The organism is Thioclava sp. DLFJ4-1 (genome assembly GCF_002020145.1).
Classification (GTDB): domain Bacteria; phylum Pseudomonadota; class Alphaproteobacteria; order Rhodobacterales; family Rhodobacteraceae; genus Thioclava; species Thioclava sediminum.
This window is the reverse complement of the sequence record NZ_MPZT01000002.1, coordinates 745,402-764,543: the sequence shown is the minus strand read 5'-3', so window position 1 is coordinate 764,543 and position 19,142 is coordinate 745,402. Positions and strand designations below refer to the sequence as shown.

At 64.8% G+C, this 19,142-nt stretch carries 16 protein-coding genes and 1 tRNA gene; 10 read left to right on the top strand and 7 right to left on the bottom strand.

All coding sequences use genetic code 11. The features are described from left to right. The first annotated feature begins 124 nt into the window (after positions 1 to 124). Positions 125 to 2,314 (top strand): primosomal protein N', encoded by a 2,190-nt coding sequence (locus BMI85_RS08870; RefSeq protein ID WP_078601120.1) that lies wholly within the window; start codon positions 125 to 127, stop codon positions 2,312 to 2,314. A 6-nt stretch (positions 2,315 to 2,320) separates the two neighbouring features. Here the strand turns inward: BMI85_RS08870 and BMI85_RS08865 are convergent, their stop codons facing one another. The 4 genes from BMI85_RS08865 to BMI85_RS08850 form a co-directional block, all read right to left on the bottom strand. Next, positions 2,321 to 2,893 carry a cob(I)yrinic acid a,c-diamide adenosyltransferase gene (locus tag BMI85_RS08865; protein ID WP_078600792.1) on the bottom strand — a complete coding sequence of 191 codons (573 nt, stop codon included), beginning with the start codon at positions 2,891 to 2,893 and terminating at the stop codon, positions 2,321 to 2,323. After that, complete coding sequence (locus BMI85_RS08860; RefSeq protein WP_078600790.1) at positions 2,893 to 3,096, bottom strand: twin transmembrane helix small protein; 204 nt, start codon at positions 3,094 to 3,096, stop codon at positions 2,893 to 2,895. The genes BMI85_RS08865 and BMI85_RS08860 overlap by 1 nt, the downstream gene beginning before the upstream one ends. A gap of 61 nt (positions 3,097 to 3,157) precedes the next feature. Further along, positions 3,158 to 3,997: an SDR family NAD(P)-dependent oxidoreductase gene (locus BMI85_RS08855; RefSeq protein WP_078521360.1), complete on the bottom strand. Its 840-nt coding sequence runs from the start codon at positions 3,995 to 3,997 to the stop codon at positions 3,158 to 3,160. Between the two features lie 121 nt (positions 3,998 to 4,118). After that, positions 4,119 to 4,643, bottom strand: coding sequence for an SH3 domain-containing protein (locus BMI85_RS08850; RefSeq protein WP_078549337.1), 525 nt, complete (start codon positions 4,641 to 4,643; stop codon positions 4,119 to 4,121). 168 nt (positions 4,644 to 4,811) lie between these two features. On the opposite strand from BMI85_RS08850, the gene parC reads away from it, so the two are divergent. Next, positions 4,812 to 7,040: a DNA topoisomerase IV subunit A gene (gene parC / locus BMI85_RS08845; RefSeq protein WP_078600786.1), complete on the top strand. Its 2,229-nt coding sequence runs from the start codon at positions 4,812 to 4,814 to the stop codon at positions 7,038 to 7,040. A 132-nt stretch (positions 7,041 to 7,172) separates the two neighbouring features. Here parC and BMI85_RS08840 read toward each other — a convergent pair whose 3' ends face one another. After that, the gene (locus BMI85_RS08840; protein ID WP_078601118.1) at positions 7,173 to 8,546 is read right to left on the bottom strand and encodes a cytochrome P450; all 1,374 of its coding nucleotides are present in this window, start codon (positions 8,544 to 8,546) and stop codon (positions 7,173 to 7,175) included. 167 nt (positions 8,547 to 8,713) lie between these two features. Between BMI85_RS08840 and tuf the strand changes: the two genes are divergently transcribed. The 4 genes from tuf to BMI85_RS08820 all read left to right on the top strand — a co-directional run bounded on the left by tuf (position 8,714) and on the right by BMI85_RS08820 (position 12,757). Continuing rightward, positions 8,714 to 9,889 (top strand): elongation factor Tu, encoded by a 1,176-nt coding sequence (gene tuf, locus BMI85_RS08835; protein WP_078600785.1) that lies wholly within the window; start codon positions 8,714 to 8,716, stop codon positions 9,887 to 9,889. A gap of 143 nt (positions 9,890 to 10,032) precedes the next feature. After that, positions 10,033 to 10,908 (top strand): alpha/beta fold hydrolase, encoded by an 876-nt coding sequence (locus BMI85_RS08830; RefSeq protein ID WP_143595030.1) that lies wholly within the window; start codon positions 10,033 to 10,035, stop codon positions 10,906 to 10,908. Positions 10,909 to 11,031: 123 nt separating this feature from the next. Continuing rightward, the gene (locus BMI85_RS08825; protein ID WP_078600781.1) at positions 11,032 to 11,700 is read left to right on the top strand and encodes a CatB-related O-acetyltransferase; all 669 of its coding nucleotides are present in this window, start codon (positions 11,032 to 11,034) and stop codon (positions 11,698 to 11,700) included. 70 nt (positions 11,701 to 11,770) lie between these two features. After that, entirely contained in the window at positions 11,771 to 12,757 is a 987-nt protein-coding gene (locus BMI85_RS08820; RefSeq protein ID WP_078600779.1) for a zinc transporter ZntB, read from the top strand. Between the two features lie 10 nt (positions 12,758 to 12,767). Here the strand turns inward: BMI85_RS08820 and BMI85_RS08815 are convergent, their stop codons facing one another. Continuing rightward, positions 12,768 to 13,328 (bottom strand): type 1 glutamine amidotransferase domain-containing protein, encoded by a 561-nt coding sequence (locus BMI85_RS08815; protein ID WP_078600777.1) that lies wholly within the window; start codon positions 13,326 to 13,328, stop codon positions 12,768 to 12,770. A gap of 163 nt (positions 13,329 to 13,491) precedes the next feature. Here BMI85_RS08815 and BMI85_RS08810 point away from each other — a divergent pair. The 3 genes from BMI85_RS08810 to BMI85_RS08800 all read left to right on the top strand — a co-directional run bounded on the left by BMI85_RS08810 (position 13,492) and on the right by BMI85_RS08800 (position 17,311). After that, positions 13,492 to 13,567, top strand: a tRNA-Trp gene (locus BMI85_RS08810). 127 nt (positions 13,568 to 13,694) lie between these two features. Beyond that, a complete protein-coding gene (locus BMI85_RS08805; protein WP_210402328.1) occupies positions 13,695 to 16,145 on the top strand; it encodes a glycosyltransferase in 2,451 nt (816 codons plus the stop codon). After that, positions 16,142 to 17,311, top strand: a complete 1,170-nt coding sequence (locus tag BMI85_RS08800; RefSeq protein ID WP_078600773.1) for a hypothetical protein — start codon at positions 16,142 to 16,144, stop codon at positions 17,309 to 17,311. The genes BMI85_RS08805 and BMI85_RS08800 overlap by 4 nt, the downstream gene beginning before the upstream one ends. On the opposite strand, the gene BMI85_RS08795 is transcribed toward BMI85_RS08800, so the two are convergent. Then, the gene (locus tag BMI85_RS08795; RefSeq protein ID WP_078600771.1) at positions 17,277 to 18,074 is read right to left on the bottom strand and encodes an ABC transporter permease; all 798 of its coding nucleotides are present in this window, start codon (positions 18,072 to 18,074) and stop codon (positions 17,277 to 17,279) included. The two genes, BMI85_RS08800 and BMI85_RS08795, sit on opposite strands and share 35 nt — an antisense overlap. Here BMI85_RS08795 and BMI85_RS08790 point away from each other — a divergent pair. Further along, entirely contained in the window at positions 18,051 to 19,133 is a 1,083-nt protein-coding gene (locus BMI85_RS08790) for a hypothetical protein (RefSeq protein WP_143595029.1), read from the top strand. The genes BMI85_RS08795 and BMI85_RS08790 overlap by 24 nt on opposite strands. Positions 19,134 to 19,142: the final 9 nt, after the last annotated feature.

Below are 19,142 nucleotides of genomic sequence, written 5' to 3'. Positions count from 1 at the left end.
GGCAGCAGTCGCGAGCGTGTTAGCGCAAAAGTGGCGACGGCGAAAGAGGTCGCAGCAGGACGGGGGCTCCGCCCCGCGGCTTCGCCGGTCCCCGAGATATTTAGTGCAGTTGGAAGGCATGGCGATGTCTGAACCCGGTTGGTTCGAAGAGGGCGCGCGGGTCGCGGTGCTGACGGCGGAGCCGATCGGGCGGCCGCTCGATTATCGCGCGCCGGAGGGTGGCTGCTACAACGGGGCTTTCGTCGAGGTGCCTCTGGGGCCGCGCAAGGTGCTGGGCGTGGTCTGGGGGCCGGGCGAAGGCGGTTTCGATGCCGCCAAGCTGCGTGCGGTGAACCGGGTCTTCGACGTGCCGCCGATGCGCGACGAGCTGCGGGTGTTTCTGGAGCGGATGGCGGAGTACACGATGACGCCCTTGCCGCAGGTGCTGCGTCTGGCGACGCGCGCGCCGGGCTTGGGCGATCCGCCGGGGATGCGCAAGATTTACCGGTTGGGCGACCGGGAGCCGTCGCGGATGACCGATGCGCGGGCGCGGGTGCTCGAGGTGCTGGAAGAGCATGGCGGCGCGGGCTTCTACCTAAGCGAGTTGGCGCATCTGGCCGGGGTGACGACGCAGGTCGTGAAGGGGCTGGTGAAGACCGGCGCGCTGATCGAGGCGGAGGTGCCGCGCGATCAGCCGTTCCCGCGGCTCGATCCGGCGCGGCCCGGCAAGGCGCTGTCGGAGGCACAGACCACGGCGGCGGAGGCTTTGCGCGCGGGCTCCGGGGCCTATTCGACGACGCTTCTGAAGGGCGTGACCGGATCGGGCAAGACGGAGGTCTATCTGGAGGCGGTCGCGGAATGTCTGCGCAAGGGGCGGCAGGCTTTGGTGCTGCTGCCCGAGATCGCGCTGAGTTCGGAATTTCTCTCGCGGGTCGAGGCGCGGTTCGGCGCGCGCCCCGGCGAATGGCATTCCGGCGTCACGCAGAGCGAGCGGCGCAGGCTGTGGAAGGCCTGCGGGGCGGGCGAGGTGCAACTTGTCGTCGGCGCGCGCTCGGCGCTGTTCCTGCCGTTCCGCGATCTGGGGCTGATCGTGGTCGATGAGGAGCATGACAGCTCCTACAAGCAGGAGGAGGGCGTTCTCTATAACGCCCGCGACATGGCGGTGCTGCGCGCCTCGGGCTGTTCGGCGCAGGTGGTGCTGGCCTCGGCGACACCCAGCCTCGAGACATGGGCGAATGCAGAGGCCGGGAAATATCAGCGGCTCGATCTGGGCGCGCGGTTCGGCACGGCGGAACTGCCCGAGATGGGCACGATCGACATGCGCGACGAAGCGATCGAAAGCGCGCATTGGATCGGGCCGACGCTGGTGAAGGAGGTTCTGGCGCGGGTGGCCGAGGGGCAGCAGGCGATGCTGTTTCTCAACCGTCGCGGCTATGCACCGGTCACGATCTGCCGGGCCTGCGGCCATCAGATCGGCTGCGATCATTGCGACGCGCGGATGGTGGAGCATCGTTTCCTCAAGCGGCTCGTCTGTCACCAATGCGGCGAGACCAAGCCGATCCCGGTGAAATGTCCGAGCTGCGAGGTGGAGGGGAAACTCGCGCCTGTCGGGCCGGGGGTGGAGCGGCTGGCCGAGGAGGTCGCGGAGCGCTTCCCCGAGGCGCGTCTGGCGGTGCTGTCTTCGGACCTGTTCGGCTCGGCCCGCGCGCTGAAGGAAAAGATCGCGGAGATCGCGCAGGGCGAGGCGGATATCATCATCGGCACGCAGATCGTGGCGAAGGGACATAACTTCCCGCGCCTGACCTTGGTGGGCGTTATTGACGCCGATCTTGGTTTGCAGGGCTCGGATCTGCGCGCGGCGGAGAAGACGTTCCAGCTGATGCGGCAGGTGGCGGGCCGGGCGGGCCGGGCCGAGGAGAAGGGCGCGGCGCTTTTGCAGACCTATCAGCCCGAGCATCCGGTGATCCGCGCGATTCTGGGCGGCGACGAGGAGGCGTTCTGGGCGCAGGAGGCCGCCGCGCGGCAGGCGCAGGGCGTGCCGCCTTACGGGCGGATGGCGGGGATCATCCTGTCGGGGCCGGATTTGCAACCGCTCTTCGAGGTCGGTAATCACCTCGCGCGGAACGATGCCGCGCTGCGCCGGATTGGGGCGCAGGTCTTCGGGCCCGCGCCTGCGCCGATCGCGCGAGTACGCGGGCGGCACCGGGTGCGGCTCTTGGTGAAGGCAGAGAAAAGCGCGCCGCTACAGGGCGCGCTCAAGGCTTGGCTCAAGGGGCTGAAGCTGCCGACGAATGCGCGGCTCGCGGTCGATATCGATCCGCAGAGCTTCCTTTGACCGCGCTTAGCGGCTCGCTCCTGGAACCCAGAGCACATCGTCCTTGCCGTCGTCATTCGCGATCCGGGCTGCGACGAAAAACCAGTCGGACAGGCGGTTGAGGTATTTCACCGCCCATTCGTTGACACCTTCTATCGCGGCCAGCGAAACGGTTTCACGCTCGGCGCGCCGTGCCACGGTGCGCGACATATGCAGGTGCGCGGCGAGCGGCGTGCCGCCCGGCAGGATGAAGCTGCGCAGCGGCTCCAGCTTCTTGTTCATCGCGTCGATCTCGGTCTCGAGCCGGGTAACCTGGGACTCGACCATGCGCAGCACCGGGTAGCCCGCCTCGTCGTCATGCTCCATATCCGGGCGCGCCAGATCGGCGCCCAGATCGAAGAGGTCGTTCTGGATCACGGAGAGCTGCTTTTGCAGCGCCTCATCCGCATGCAGGCGCGCAATGCCCACGGTCGCATTCAGCTCGTCCACGGTGCCATAGGCGGTCACGCGCGCGGAATGTTTGGCGACACGCACCCCGTTCGAGAGCGCGGTTTCCCCGGCATCGCCGGTGCGCGTGTAGATGCGATTGAGAACGACCATCAGCCACCCCTTCTAAGATAAACGAACAACAGGATCAGCGCGATCGCGACCGCCTGGGCGGCAATGCGCAACCGCATCAGCTTGTTGGCATGTTTCTTGTTGAAATCGCCCCCGCGTCCGAAGCCCGCGATGCCGATCATCAAGATCACCAGAACCGCCAAACTCGCCACGGCGACGATATAAAACAATGGGTCGTTGCGCATGTAGTCTCTCTCCCTCTGGGCTCAAGACATAGCTGGAGATCACGAAAATGCGAAAGGATTTTCAGCCCTTGTCCAGCACCCAGTCGAGCATCCGGTCGGGCAGGAAGCGGCGCACGACGCTGATTGCCTTGGTCGGCGTGGTGATCTTGTAGCGCGGCTTCGGGTTCGGGGCCTCCAGCGCCTTGAGGATCGCCTTGGTCACCTCGGAAGGGGGCAGTTCGAACGTGTCGGGCTTGCCGCGGCTTTGGTAGAGGCGCTTGAGCAGGCTGCCCTCGTATTGCGCGCGGCGAGCGGAGTTCTCCCAATCCACCCATTTCTCGAAAGGCGGGATCGAGTTGACCCGGATTTTCGAAGTGATCGGGCCGGGCTGGATCAGCACGATCTTGATATTCGTATCGGCCATTTCGAGCCGCATCACATCGGTCAGTCCTTCCAACGCGAATTTCGTCGAGGCATAGGCCGCGCGCCATTTCAGCCCGACGAAGCCCAGCACCGAGGAGCATTGCAGGATGCGCCCCTCGCCATTGTCGCCCTGCGCGCGCATCACCTTGATCGCGCGGGTCGTCAGGTCGTGCAGGCCGAAAAGGTTGGTCTCGAAGATCTCGCGCAGTGCGCCGGGGGGGATGTCCTCGGCAGCGCCGGGGCAGGCGAAGGCTGCGTTGTTGTAGAGCGCGTCGAGCCGACCGTGCCCGCGCGCGAGAGCCTCGTTGAAGCCCGCCTCGATGCTTTCGGGATCGGCCACGTCGAGCTGGAACGAGATCAGCCCTTCGGAGCGCAGGCGCTCGCAATCTTCTTCACGGCGGCAGGTGGCGAAGACTTTCCAGCCCGCGGCTTTAAGCCCGTGGGCCGCGTCATAGCCGATGCCCGAGGAGCATCCAGTGATAAGGATCGTCTTGGCCATGCGCGCGCCTTCCCTCTGATCCGGCGACGCAAAGAAAAACCCGCCGGAGATTTGCCTCCGACGGGGGTATTTCGAGCCATTTGAAAAGGCAAGATTTTAGCGGCTGGCAGGCCGGTTTAGGTCAATTTGCCGGGCGCAGGTACTTCTTGGAGACCCAGCCTTCGGTGCCGTCGCCCTCGATCTTCACATTCGCCCAGCCGCCGATCTCGGCCACGACGAGCACATCGTCGCCCTTGCGGACGCGGTCGATCGCGGCGTTGCTGGTCGAGGGGCCCGAGCGCACGTTGAGCGCATTGGCTGTCACGCTCCAGAGCGTGCCGCCTTCGACTTTCGGCGCCGAGGTGTCGCGATATTCCGGCGACGGTTTGAGCTCGGGGCCCGGCATCCGCGCGTTCGGCGTGACGCGGGTGATCAACGAGGCTTTCTCGATCTTCGGCGTGTTGGCTTGTGATGCAGCAGCCTTCGCGACAATTTGAGGGGCCTCGCTGGCCGAAAGCTCTTGATTATCGCTCGCGGCGCGTGAGACCTGTACGGTGTCATTCGACGTGGCCGCAGAGGCCTGTTCGACGTTCCCGGGAACGTCGCGTCCGGCGATGGCCATAACGGCGTAAATACCCGCCAAAGTGGTCAGCAACAACTTGCCCATGATCAACCCCCTGATTCCGATTGGCAGCTGGGGAAGCGTGAAAATATTAACACGATTCTCTCTGCTCTAGGTCGGTGAAATTCCGCCGACGGGGGAAAAGTTCCATGGAAATTCCTATTCCTGCTTTTCCCGCTGGACCGGGATCGGGTGCGGCTTTAGTAAATCCGTATGAGCAGTGACGAAGAAAATCCCCTCTCCACCAGTTCCGAACCGCTGAGCCGCGCGATCGGCGAGCGCTATCTGACCTATGCGCTCTCGACGATTATGCACCGGGCGCTGCCCGATGCGCGTGACGGGTTGAAGCCGGTGCATCGGCGCATCCTCTTCGCGATGCGCGAGCTGAAGCTGTCGCCCACCGGCGGTTTCCGGAAATCCGCGAAAATCTCGGGCGACGTGATGGGGAACTACCACCCCCACGGCGATGCCGCGATCTACGACGCGATGGCGCGTCTCGCGCAGGATTTCGCGATGCGCTACAAGCTCGTCGACGGGCAGGGCAATTTCGGCAATATCGACGGCGATAACCCGGCAGCTTCGCGTTACACCGAGGCGCGTCTGGCCTCCCCGTCTGAGGCGCTTTTGCAAGGTCTTGCCGAAGACGCAGTCGATTTCCGCCCGAACTACGACGGCACGCTGACCGAGCCGGTCGTGCTGCCCGCCGCCTTCCCGAATCTCCTAGCCAATGGCGCAAGCGGCATCGCGGTCGGCATGGCCACGAATATCCCGCCGCACAATCTCGGCGAGCTGGTCGAGGCGCTTTTGGAGATGATCAAGCGCCCCGGAATCACCGATGACGAGTTGGTCGAGCATATTCCCGGCCCCGATTTCCCGACCGGCGGCGTGCTGGTCGAGCCGCCCGACAATATCCGCGACGCCTATCGCACGGGCCGCGGCGCGTTCCGCCTGCGGGCGCGTTGGGAGAAAGAGGAACTGGGCCGCGGTCAATGGCAGATCGTTGTCACCGAGATTCCTTACCAAGTGCAGAAGTCCAAGCTGATCGAGCGTCTGGCCGAAGTCATCCAGACCCGTAAGGTTCCTGCACTCGCCGATGTGCGCGACGAGAGCGCCGACGATATCCGCATCGTGCTGGAGCCGAAATCGCGCACCGTCGAGCCCGAGATGCTCATGGGGATGCTGTTCAAGAACTCCGATCTGGAGGTCCGGTTCTCGCTCAACATGAACGTGCTGATCGACGGGCGGGTGCCGAAGGTCTGCTCGCTCAAGGAGGTGCTGCGTGCCTTCCTCGATCACCGGCGCGAGGTGCTGCTGCGCCGCTCGCAGCACCGGATGGACAAGATCGACGCGCGTCTCGAAGTGCTCGAAGGCTATATCATCGCCTTCCTGAACCTCGACCGGGTGATTGAGATCATCCGCTACGAGGACGAGCCCAAGGCGATGCTGATGGCCGAGTTCGAGCTGTCCGACGTGCAGGCCGAAGCGATCCTCAACATGCGCCTGCGCAGTCTGCGCAAGCTCGAGGAAATGGAGCTCAAGCGCGAGCGTGATGCGCTGATCGAAGAGCGCTCGGGGCTCGAAGACCTGCTCGCCTCCGAAAAGCTGCAATGGAAGACGATCGGCGGTGAGCTGCAGGACATCGACAAGAAATTCGGCCGCAATGCCGAAGGCGGCGCGCGGCGCACCGGCTTCGCCGAGGCCGGCGAGGTCGAGGAAGTGCCGATCGAGGCGATGATCGAGCGCGAGCCGATCACCGTTATCCTGTCGAAGATGGGCTGGATCCGGGCGATGAAGGGCCACAACGCGCTCGATGCCGAGGTGAAGTTCAAGGATGGCGACGGGCCGATGTTCGCCATGCATGCCGAGACCACGGACCGGATCGTCGCGATGGGCTCGAACGGTCGTGCCTATACCGTGCTGGGGGCAAACCTGCCCGGCGGGCGCGGCATGGGGGAGCCGCTACGGCTGATGGTCGATTTGCCGAACGAGGCGGAGGTGACCCATCTGCTGCTGCCGAAGGCGGGCGAGAAATATCTGCTGGCCTCCTCGGATGGCGACGGCTTCGTCTGTCCGGGCGAGGAGCTCGTGGCGCAGACCAAATCGGGCAAGCAGGTTCTGAACATGAAGGGCGCGGCGAAAACCACCGTCTGTTCGAAGATCGACGGCGATACGGTCGCCTGCGTCGGTCAGAACCGCAAGCTGCTGGTCTTTGCGCTTGAAGAACTGCCCGAGATGGCACGCGGCAAGGGCGTCCGGTTGCAGAAATACAAGGATGGAGGGCTGAGCGATGCGAAGACCTTCACCCTGGCCGATGGTCTGAGCTGGAAGGATCCGGCGGGCCGCACCCGGACCGAGACCGATCTCGCCGAATGGACCGGCAAGCGGGCTTCGGCGGGCCGCATGGCGCCGCGTGGCTTCCCGCGGGACAACAGGTTCACCTGAGGCTTTGCCTGAGGGATCGTCCGGGCAGGCCCGGGCGATCCGGCAGGGGGCGCTGCCCCCTCTTGCCCTGTCGGGCAATTCACCCCCGGGATATTTTTGCCAAGGCGAAGGGTGAGTGTTTGCTCTCGCCCGTCACGCGCGCTCCGCTGTCAGCCAGATGCCGCCCTTTGCGCGCGTGGTCAGGATCATCTCCGGCACAGGCTCGCGCCCCGGCACGGCGGTGAAGCGGAACCGGGCGAGGAGCGTGGCGAGGATGATCTGCGCCTCTTGCATCGCGAAGCCCGCGCCGATGCAGATGCGTGGCCCGGCCCCGAAGGGCAAGAAGGCGAAGCGGTCATGCGTCGGGTTGGCGAAACGATCCGGGCGGAACGCATGCGGGTCTTCCCATAGCGCATGGTGGCGGTGCAGCGCGTAGATCGGCAGCATCACCGTGTCGCCCGCGCGCACCTCGCGCCCCAGAAGGCTGTCGGGTTTGCGCGCCGTGCGCGACAGGAAGCCCGCAGGCGGGTAGAGGCGCAGGCTTTCGTTCACGATCTGCGCGACGAGGGGCATCTTCGGCAGGTCGTCGACGGTCGCCGCGCGCGCGCCGAGCGCGGCCTGCGCCTCGCTGCGGGCGGCCTCCTGCACCTCCGGGTCGAAGGCGCAGAGATAGAGCGCCCAGGCGAGCGTCAGCGCGGTCGTCTCGTGGCCTGCGACGATGAAAGTCAGCAGGTTGTCGCGCAGCTCGGCCGGGCTCATCTCGCGGCCGGTTTCGGGGTCCTGCGCGCCGTCGAGCAGGTCCAGAAGGTCGGGCACCGCTTTCGCCTCGCCCGCGCGCCGGGCCTCGATCGCGCGGTCGGCATGGCGCTTGAGGTCGCGCACGACGCCCGAGGAGATCACCCGATGCGGGCGCGGCACCCAGGCGGGCAGGGCGAAGAGGTCGAGAAGCGAGACCTTCGCCGTCTGCGCGATATAGGCGTCGATCGCCCGGTGGATCGCGGCGCGGTCGAAACCCTCGTCGCCGGAGAAGGTCACGTCCGAGATCACCTCGAAGGTCGCGGCCACCATTTCCTGATGCAGGTCCACCGCGCGGCCGGTGTCGGCGGCGGTGCTGATGCGTGCGGCAGAGGCCTCCGCTGCGGCGCCCATGACGGGGGCGAGCGCCTCCATGTTGCGCGCGGCGAAGACCGGAGAGGCGGCGCGGCGCTGCCACCGCCATTCGGCCCCTTCGGCGACGAATAGTCCTTCCCCTACGGCAGGGCCGAGAATGAGCTTGGTCACCACCGATTTCGGATAATCCTCGACGCGGGTCTTGAGGATGTGGCGCAGGCTGTCTGGGTCCATCACCATATGCCAGCGCGCCCCGGTATTGCCCGAGATGATCGGCGCATGGGTCGCCAGTTCCGGTATGATTTCCAACAGGTTGCGCCGCGCGGCGCGGAAGCTCGCGAAGATGCCCAGCGGATGCTCGGCAAGGGGCGCACGGGCCGGAAGGCGGTGGGTGTCGTCTGTCGCAGCGTAATCCATGGAGAGATGGTAGTGCGGCGCCGGTCGCTGCCCAAGCGAAACCGCGAACACAGACAGGGGAAACCCTGCATTCCGGGCTTGATTTTTCCCCGCCAGCGCAATAGGTAGCGCGCGATATTGACTCGGGCTCGCTGCTAGCGGCCCCCTAACCAGAGGCGCCCCGCGAGATGGCAAAGGAAAAGTTTGAACGTAACAAACCGCACGTCAACATCGGCACGATTGGCCACGTTGACCACGGCAAGACGACGCTGACGGCTGCGATCACGAAGTATTTCGGTGATTTCCGCGCGTATGACCAGATCGACGGCGCGCCGGAAGAGAAAGCCCGCGGCATCACGATCTCGACCGCACACGTGGAATACGAGACCGAGTCGCGTCACTACGCGCACGTCGACTGCCCCGGCCACGCCGACTACGTGAAGAACATGATCACGGGTGCCGCGCAGATGGACGGCGCGATCCTGGTTGTGAACGCAGCTGACGGCCCGATGCCGCAGACCCGCGAGCACATCCTGCTCGGCCGTCAGGTCGGCATCCCGGCGATGGTCGTGTACCTGAACAAGGTTGACCAGGTCGACGACGAGGAGCTGCTCGAGCTCGTGGAAATGGAAGTTCGCGAACTTCTGTCGTCCTACGACTTCCCCGGCGACGATATCCCGATCGTCAAGGGTTCGGCTCTGGCCGCGATGGAAGGCCGCGACCCGGAAATCGGCGAGAACTCGATCCGCGCGCTGATGGAAGCTGTCGACAGCTACATCCCGACGCCGGAGCGCGCCGTGGACCAGCCCTTCCTGATGCCGATCGAAGACGTGTTCTCGATCTCGGGCCGCGGTACGGTTGTGACCGGCCGCGTCGAGCGTGGCGTGATCAACGTCGGCGTGGAACTGGAAATCGTGGGTATCCGCGACACCACGAAGACGACCTGCACGGGCGTCGAGATGTTCCGCAAGCTGCTGGACCGTGGTGAAGCTGGCGACAACATCGGCGCGCTGCTGCGCGGTGTGGACCGTGACGGCGTCGAGCGTGGTCAGGTTCTGTGTAAGCCGGGTTCGGTGAAGCCGCACACGAAGTTCGAGGCAGAAGCCTACATCCTCACCAAAGAGGAAGGTGGCCGTCACACCCCGTTCTTCGCGAACTACCGTCCGCAGTTCTACTTCCGCACGACGGACGTGACCGGCACCGTGACGCTGCCCGAGGGCACCGAGATGGTGATGCCGGGCGACAACCTGAAGTTCGAAGTCGAACTGATCGCCCCGATCGCGATGGAAGACGGTCTGCGCTTCGCAATCCGCGAAGGCGGCCGCACCGTCGGCGCCGGCGTCGTCTCCAAAATCATCGCGTGATCCTCGGATCATAGCGAATTGCGAAGGGCCGCCCGGTTGGGCGGCCCTTTTGCTTTGCGTAGGGGGTGTGTGCGGGTGGTCGTAATCGCGGGCATGTCGCGCTAGGTCTTCTGCAGGGCGGACCATGGGGGAGGATGCGGGACATGGCAGAGGCAACTGCGGCACGCGCGTGCCATTGGGATGTGGACGGGCTGCGGATCGCGGGGCTCGAATGGGGCTCCGGGGATGGCCTGCCGGTCTTGGCGCTGCACGGCTGGATGGATCATGCGGGAAGCTTCGCCGAACTCGCGCCGCGGCTCGAGCGCTGCCACGTCGTCGCGCTCGATCTGAGCGGGCAGGGCCTGAGCGGGCATCGCGCGGCCCATGCGAGCTACAATATCTGGGACGACCTGCCGCAGATCCAGCGGGTGCTCGACGCTCTGGGCTGGGAGGACTGCGTGCTGCTGGGCCATTCGCGCGGCGCCAATATCTCGGCGCTGCTGGCGGCGGCGATGCCGGAGCGGGTGCGCGGGGTCATCGCGCTCGATTCGCTGGTCCCCGAGCCGGTGGCGCAGGATTTCGTCACAACGCTGCGCGCCTATCTGACCGAGGTGCCAACGCAGGCGGCGCGGCCCGCGCGCAGTTTCCCGACGCGTGAGGACTATATCGCGCGCCGCGCGGGGCAGGGCAATGCGCGCGCGGTGGCCGAGGCGCTGGCGGAGCGTGCGCTGGAAGAAGGTCCGGAGGGCTGGCATCTGCGCGGCGACCGGCGGCTGTTCGCGAGCTCGGCGGTGAAGCTCGACCGCGACGATGTGGAGGCGGTGCTGCGGGCGATCCGGGCGCCGGTCCTTAACATCTGGGCCGGGGACGGGATCCGGGCGCAGCGCGAGGGCACGGCGGAGCTGGCGCAGTGGGGGGGCGAGCTCATCGCCGATTACGAGAGCAACGAGATCGCGGGCGACCACCATTTCCACCTCGACCCGGAGGCGGCGGAGCAGATCGCGGAGGCGGTGAAGGGCTGGCTTGCGCGCAAGCTGTAAGCGGGCGGCTGGCGCGGCCCCGTCGCTTGCGCTAGACTGATGAAGCGCATGATGGAGGCTCCGATGGACAAGACCCTTTTCTGATCCCGTTTCCCTGAAACTCTGATCGAGAGAGGTCTCTCCATGTCTGCCTATCCGCTGCCGCGGCGCTTTCCTGCGCCCGATACCCGTAATCCCGTTCTTCTGCCCGATGGCACGCCGCATGAACCGACCGTGTTCCTGCAGGCGGTGATCGATCATCCCAATATCGAGGTCGGTCGCTATGCCTATTACAGCCCGCTTGTCCCCGTGACGGACGCGGCGGCGGAGCTTGCGCCCTACCTCTATCCCGGCTGCCCCGAGCGGCTGGTGATCGGGCCCTTCGCGCAGATCGCGCATGGGGTGCGCTTCATCACCGCTTCGGCCAATCACCCGATGGGCGGGATCACCACCTATCCGTTTCGGATTTTCGACATGGAGACGGCCGGGAAATATCTCGAGGAGAATGCCGCGATCGGCAACACCGTGATCGGGCCGGATGTCTGGCTCGGCTTCAATGCGATGGTGATGCCTGGTGTGCGCATCGGGGCGGGGGCGATCGTGGCGGCTGGCTCGGTTGTCGCGCAAGACGTGCCGCCCTTTGCCATCGTCGCGGGCAATCCGGCGCGCGTGGTGCGGTCCCGGTTCAGCACCGATGAGATTGCACGATTGCTCGATCTGGCATGGTGGGACTGGCCGGTGGAGGCGATCCAGAGGGCGTTGCCCGCGCTGGAGGCGGGCGATGTGGCGGCGCTGGCCGAACACGCACCTTGAGCGAGAGGCTTGCCGCTGCGCGCAACGACGCTAGGCTCTGGGCAACGCGACGAATTCTCCCGGAGCCCGGATGACCAACAGCCCGATCCTCTTCTCGCATATCCTGACGGGTGCGCCCGATCCCGACGGGCCTGCCGACATCGTCGAGGCGTTGCGGGACGAGCGGCTCGCCTGGGCGCATCTGGACGGGACGCATCCGCAGGCGCAGCGCTGGATTCGCGAGGAGCTGGATTACCTGGACCCGCAAGCGGTGGAGGCGTTGCTCGACGTCGATACGCGCCCGCGGATGAGTCAGATCGGCGAGGGGCTTCTGGTGATCCTGCGCGCGATCAACTTCAACGAGGGCGAAGACCCCGAGGATATGGTCTCGCTGCGGATGTATCTCGACCGGCAGCGCATCCTGACGATTTCGCGCAAGCGGGTGCGCGCGATCGAAGGAATGAACGCGGCGATCCGCGACGGCAAAGGGCCCAGCGATGCGGGAACGTTCCTCGTGCGACTGACCGAGGATATCGTCGGCAATATCGGGGTGTTCCAGACCGAGTTGGACGAGCGTGCCGAGGCGTTGGAAGATCAGGTCTATGGCGGGCAGGCCGATCACATGCGCCACGATGTTCTGGATTTGCGGCTGCAGGTGATTGCGGCGCGGCGTTACCTCGCGCCGCAACGCGAGGCGTTGATCCGTCTGACACAGGCGGCGAGCCCGATCATCGACGAGGTCACGCGGCGCGAGATCGAGGAAGAAGCGCTGAAGATGACGCGGATTTCGGAAGATATGGACGAGCTGCGCGATCAGGCGCAGGTGCTTCGCGAAGAACTGTCGAGCCAACTCTCGGACCGGGTCAACCGCAACACTTTCGTGCTGTCGGTCGTGTCGACGATCTTCCTGCCGCTCGGGTTTCTTACCGGTCTGTTCGGGGTCAACATTGGCGGGATGCCGGGGCTGAACTCCGACAATGCGTTCAATTATCTGGTAATCGTCTGCGTGGTGATCGTCGCCGCGCAGTTGATCGTAATGGGCTTCCTGCGCCTTTATTCGAAGCGCAGGAAGCGATAGTCTCTCGAGATCAGGCGGCCTCGCGCATGTGGCGGCCTTCCTGAATCTCTTCGATGATCTTGGCGACGAAATCGTCCAGATCGTTCGGGTTGCGCGACGTGACGACGCCATTGTCGGACACCACGGATTCGTTCACCCAGTCGCCGCCGGCGTTTTCGACATCGGTGCGGACCGAGTGATACGAGGTCATTTTGCGCCCCTTGGCGATGCCGGTCTCGATCAGGAGCCATGGCGCGTGGCAGATCGCGGCGACCACCTTGCCTTGGTCGTAGAAGCTGCGCAGGAGATCCAGCGCGCTTTTTTCGACGCGAAGAAGGTCGGGGTTGATCTGACCGCCGGGGAGAACGATCGCATCGTAGTTGGAGGCGACGACGTCCGAGATCTTGCACTGCACCGAAACGGTCTCGCCCCAGTCGGTCTCGTCCCAGCCTCGAATGTCTTCACCGTCGAGAGAGGCGAGGTCAATTTGCGCGCCAGCCTCGGTCAGCTTGTCGCGCGGAACGGTCAACTCGGCTTGCTCGAAACCGTCGGTAGCCATGATCAGAATACGGGCTTCGGAAATCTTGGGCATTTGCTTTCCTTTCCTTGAGGCGCAGCTTGCGCAGGTTCGGGAGAAAAACGATCTGCGCCCGGCATGCGTTCCACGGCGATTTCTTCGGCGGGGAAATGCGAAAGATCGGTGGAAAGGCACTTGATTTCGGTCGCGTGAGACTTTAGCACCCACGCCACGGCCTAGGGGTATAGCTCAGTTGGTAGAGCATCGGTCTCCAAAACCGAGGGTCGCGGGTTCGAGTCCCTCTGCCCCTGCCAGCCGTTTCCTGAAAATTTACGTTCGTTCGCGTAACGTTCCTGAAGTGGCGTCCTCCGACGCCGGTTTTGGGCGCTGTCGCGAGGAACCGTCGTGCTTGGCAGAATTTTCCGGGTCTTTCAGCGATATGTGGATGCGAATCTCCGGATTTCGCGAAGGGTGCCGGATCTGGGGCCGCGCGCGGCGGCTCGGGGGCTGCAGGTCACGCGCTACGATTTCCGCGGCAACCGTCTTCGTCTGGAAGGGCGAATCGATGCGCGCGAGGTGATTTTGCGGTTGGGGGGCGTGGCGCAGCGCTGCGCGCTCGAACCTGATGCGTCGGGGCCGGCGAAGTTTGCCTTCGACGTGCCTTTCTGGCCCGGCAAGGTGGAACTGGCCATTCCCGATACGGATGCCGATGGGCAGGGTGAGGAAAGCTGGGTTTTGCCGCCGATCGGCAGGGTTCGCCTCGCATGGGGGCAGCTGCGTCTTGCCCCGGTGTTCCTGTGGCGAATCGCCCGTCATGCCCGCGATATCTGGCGCTGGCGACACCATGGCGACAGTGCCGCGGGGGTTCGCGTGAAATCCGCGCTCGGTTTCGTGGGGCAGTCGCGGGGCGTGACCCTGCCGCCCGACCTGCTCCGCGCCACGGCGCCGACTGAGCCGTCCACGTTCCCCGCGATCGTAATCGTGGTGCCCGTGTTCAATGCGCGGGCGCTGCTGCGCGAGGCGCTCGCCCGCGTCGTGCAGCACACCGATCTCGACTGGCATCTGATTGTGATCGAGGATCGCTCGACCGATCCCGAGATGCGGCCGTTTCTGCGCGATTGGTGTGCTGGCCGGGCCAATGTGACGCTTCTGGAAAATGACGCAAATCTCGGCTTTGTCGCGTCGGTCAATCGCGGGTTCGAGGTGGCGCTCAGGCGCTTTCCCGAGCGCCCCGTAGTCTTGCTGAATTCCGATGCCCTCGTGCCTGTGGGCTGGGCGTCGCGGCTTGTTGCTCCGCTTTCCGATCCGCAGGTCGCAAGCGTCACGCCAATGTCGAATGACGCGCAGATATTGTCCGTGCCGACAGCCGGAGCGCGGAGCGATTTACCGCCCGGGGCCGTCGATCAGATCGATGCAGTCGCCGCGCGCATGAACCCGGTGCAGGCGCGCGCCGAGCTGCCGACAGGGATCGGCTTTTGCATGGCGCTCGCACCGCGCTTTCTTGTCAAGCTTCCGCAATTCGACCCTGCGTTTGGGCGCGGCTACGGGGAGGAGACGGATTGGTGTCAGAAAGTAAGGCGGCTCGGGGGGCGGCATATCGGGATCGGCTCGCTCTTCGTGGAGCATCGCGGTAGCGCCTCCTTCGGTGCGGCGGCGCGGCGAAAGCTACTGGACGCCAATCAGGCGAAGATCGAGAGGCGCTATCCAAGCTATCCGCGCGCCGTCGATCGTTTTCTAACCAGCGATCCGCTGGGGGCCCCGCGTTTCGCGCTCGCCCTGGCCCGAGCGGGAGCACTGCAAACCGAGCCGATCAAGATCTGGCTCGGACATTCCCTCGGGGGTGGGGCGGAGATGTGGTTGCGCAAAGAAATCGCCTCGGAGCTTCGCGCCGGCCGACGGTGCGTCGTTTTTCGCGTCGGTGGGCCCGTGCGCTGGTCCATCGAGCTTCACGACCCGCTAGGCCTGAGCACGGTCGAGACATCGGATCGCGCGGTAGTGCTATCCCTGCTGAAGCTTCTGCCGGATCGCCACGTCATCTATTCCTGCGGCGTTGGCCATCCGAGCCCGCTCGAGATACCCGCGCTGCTTACGGAACTATCCGCGGGGCAGCGGCTCGATATCCTGTTTCACGACTACTTGCCCCTAAGCGAGGCCTACACGCTCCTGCGTGCGCCAAACAGCTTGCGCGAGATCCCCGAGTACATCGGCCCTCGGGCCAAGTCTCGAAAGTCGTCTCGGCGCTCTTCAACCGACGAACTCTCGGATTGGGAAAGCGCGTGGGGCGCGGCACTGACCAGCGCAACGCGATTGCAAGTTTTCTCGCGCAGCTCCGCAGAAATTGTGGCTTCGGCCCGCCCCGATCTCGCGCATAAGATCGAGTGCAAACCGCATGATGTGGCTCGGCCTGCGGCTCTCATCCGGCCGCCTCCTGGCCCCCAGGCAGTTTCCTGCGCTGCGGGCTCTGTTGTCGGCGTGCTTGGTCATATCGGCGTCCACAAAGGTGCCGCAGTTGTCGAAGCTCTGGGCGAGACCTTCGCCGCCAATGGCCGCGCGCGGCTGGTCCTGTTGGGAAATCTCGACCCGCGGTTTCATTTGAGCGCGCCGAACCACGTGCACGGCCCGTTTGAGCTCCTAGATTTGCAGATGCTGATCGTGCGCTACGGAATTGAGCGATGGCTGATCCCATCGCTCTGGCCGGAGACCTTTTCCTTCACCACGCATGAGGCGCTCGCCACCGGCCTGCCCGTGTATTGTTTCGACCTTGGCGCTCAAGCTGAAGCGGTCAGAGCTGCAGGCGCACAGGGGGATGTCTTGCCGGGGCCACGGTGGCCATCGGATATAGACATCGATCGTCTCCTCGGGGCGCCCGCTATGCAGAGGTGGGTGGCATGACGTTCGAAGACAGTCATGCGATCTTCCATATAGGCGCCCCGAAATGCGGCAGTTCGGCCCTTCAATCAGCATGGAGCGCGGAACCGGACCGACCATCGCGCACCGGTTTGCGTGTGCGCTATATCGGCGCGGTGCGGGTGGGCGGCAAACTCATGCCGTTGCGTGGGAGGGCCGTGCGCCGCGCCGCAGCGCTATCTCCCTATGGCTATGTCTCGATGCCCGATCCCGGCCGCGAGGTCGCGGCGAAATCTCTCGGCGATTTCGTCTTGCGCGAGATCGCACGCGCGCGGCGGCGCGGCTATATCCCGTTCTTCTCGAATGAGGGCTGGATTCGTCGGCCCGATTTCTTCACGCAGTTACTTTCTGACCTCGGCCATCCGCCCGTGACCGTGCTGGCCTTTCTGCGTCCGCCCCTAACGTGGATGAACGCGGCGTTCTGGCAATGGGGTGTCTGGAGCCGGCCCCGCTTCGACGATTGGCTTTCGTCCCGCCGTGTCCCGTTCAGCTTTGGCGGAGATCTCGCAGCCTGGGCGCGCATTCCCAACGTAGGACTGCAGGTCACACCGGCAAAGCAGGATGTGGTCACCTTCGCCGACGCTTTGCTGGGAACGCCGGGCTACGCGATCGGACTGTGCCACAGCACGGGCAGCGCAGCACAGTTTGGTTTTTTGCTGCGCAATCGTCGTTTTCGGCCGGACAGCCATCGCGCGGAGATCGAGTTTGTATTGCAACGGCAAATGGCGAACGGCCCCACGCTGCGCCGCGCGTGGGCGATCGCGCCACATCACGTCGAGACACTGCAGCGGCTTGCACAGAGCCATCGTCGAGAGCTCAAGCGCGTCTTACCCGCCGTTCAAGCGGAGGAAATATTCGACGACCCGCTCTGGACGGCGCCATATCCGTATCATCCTGAAATCGAACGCGGACCAGCGCCGCTTGATGATCTCGGTGAATTGCGCGCGTTTGCGGGACGACTTCTTTCAAAACCGTTGTCCGAGGGTGCCGAGTTCGTTGCACTCGACGCGTCCATAGCGGAGCGGCTCGGTGTCCTTCTGGGCGAGGACCGTTCTCATCGGTGGCGGACCGCGCTCCTTGGAGCGCCGCGAGATCAAACGCCGCGGCCCAGATCGTTCACCTTGCGAGAAGATCCAGGTAGCTCATCCTGAGGGCCAAAAGGCCAAGGGCCAGCGCCACGAGCGACACGCCGATGACGTAGAACCCAGAGAGATAGTCGGGCTGATAGGTCGGGAAAAAGCCGCGCCGCAGATAGCCGATCACATGGACCAGCGGGTTAAACCAAAGGGTATCCGCGGCCCAGCGCGGCAACTGGTCGGTGAGAAAAAAGACTCCGGAAATCAGGAACATCGGTCGCATCAGGATCGACCATATCTGCTGCCAGACCGGCGCGCGCAGAAAGAGGTAGCAATTAAGGGTGCCGATCCCGAAGGACAGTAATACGGCGAGACCTGCCGCTTCGAAGATACGCAGCGGATCTGGGCTCGCGCGGGTGTCGAGAATCAGGAGGCATCCGTGAAGGACGAGGTAAGAAACAACAAGTTTCGTCAGCGCATTCAGAACGAGCCGTGCGATGAGCGCGTCGGCAAAGCTCACAGTCGGATAAGCGAGGAGCGCGCGCGAGTAGGTGAGTGCGTTGGCGACCTTCGACTGAACGTCTGAAAACAACATGAATGGCAGTAAGCCCGTCGCGTAGAAAAGGGCGAAACTGGCCCCGAGCGGCGGGGCGTGAAAGGTCAGCGAAAAGAACAGCGTCAACAATGCGACGCCGCCGATCGGCTCGAGCAACGCCCAAAGATAGCCCCCCGGTGAGCGACCGTAGCTTGCCGAGATCTCGCGCAGAATGAGCGCGCCGATGGCACGAAGCGCCGGAAAGGACCGGGCCGGGATGTGCGCCGCGCGGGAGGAGAACATTTCGAGCCTCGTTTACCGGTTTTCAATTCGGATCGTGTTCGCTGGAACCTGACGCGACCGATAGTGGAGCCAATTGTGAAACACGCGGTTAACGAGCCTGCGCAGCCGACGCCCGTCCTCGCGAAGGGGGCCGGATTGCGCGAAGTGCCAGTGCCGCTCCGGCCGATGCCGAGCGCATACGCGCCCCCCGCACGCAAGGCGCGCTGGCGGCGGCGGCACCAGACTGTGGCGTTAAGCTTCCTGGCGCTGGTGATCGCGCCGGTTCTGGTGGCGGCGTATTATCTTTACGCGCAGGCGGCGGATCAGTTCGTTTCACGCGTCGGCTTCACGGTTCAGCGGGAGGAAATGGCGCCGGCGCTCGATCTTTTCGGCGGTCTGTCCAGCCTGTCGGGCGCGTCTTCGAGCGACACCGACATTCTCTATGAATTCATTCAAAGCCCGAGCCTTGTTGCGCAGATCGATGATGCGCTCGATCTGACGGCCATCTGGTCGCGCGATCGATCCGATCCGGTGTTCGGGCTTCCTGGCGACGCCACTCTGGAGGAGCTTGTCGCCTATTGGAACCGCATGGTTCATGTGCGGCACGGGGCGGGCGCGGGGCTGCTCGACATTGAGGTGCGCGCTTTCGATCCGGGCGCGGCACAGCGGATCGCGCAGACCTTGATGGCACAAAGCTCTGCGATGATTAACCGGCTCAGCAACGCGGCGCGCGAGGATGCGATTCGCCATGCGCGCGGAGAGTTGCGGCGCGCCGAGGCGCGTCTGACGACGGCGCGAACGGCGCTCACCACTTTCCGCAATCGCCACCAACTGATCAGTCCGGAGATGGATTTGCAGAGTCAGGCGGGGGTGCTGGGGTCGCTGCTCGAACAGCAGGCGCAGGTGATGATCGAGAGTGATCTGCTGCGCGGCACGGTGCGCAGCGGGACGGACCCGCGGTTGAAGCAGGCGGAGCGGCGACTTGCGGTGATCGAGGACAGAATCGGGGCGGAGCGCCGCAAGCTTGGGATCGATGGCGGCTCCCAGGAAGAGGCTTTCGCGAGCATCGTCGGCGAGTAAGAGCGGCTT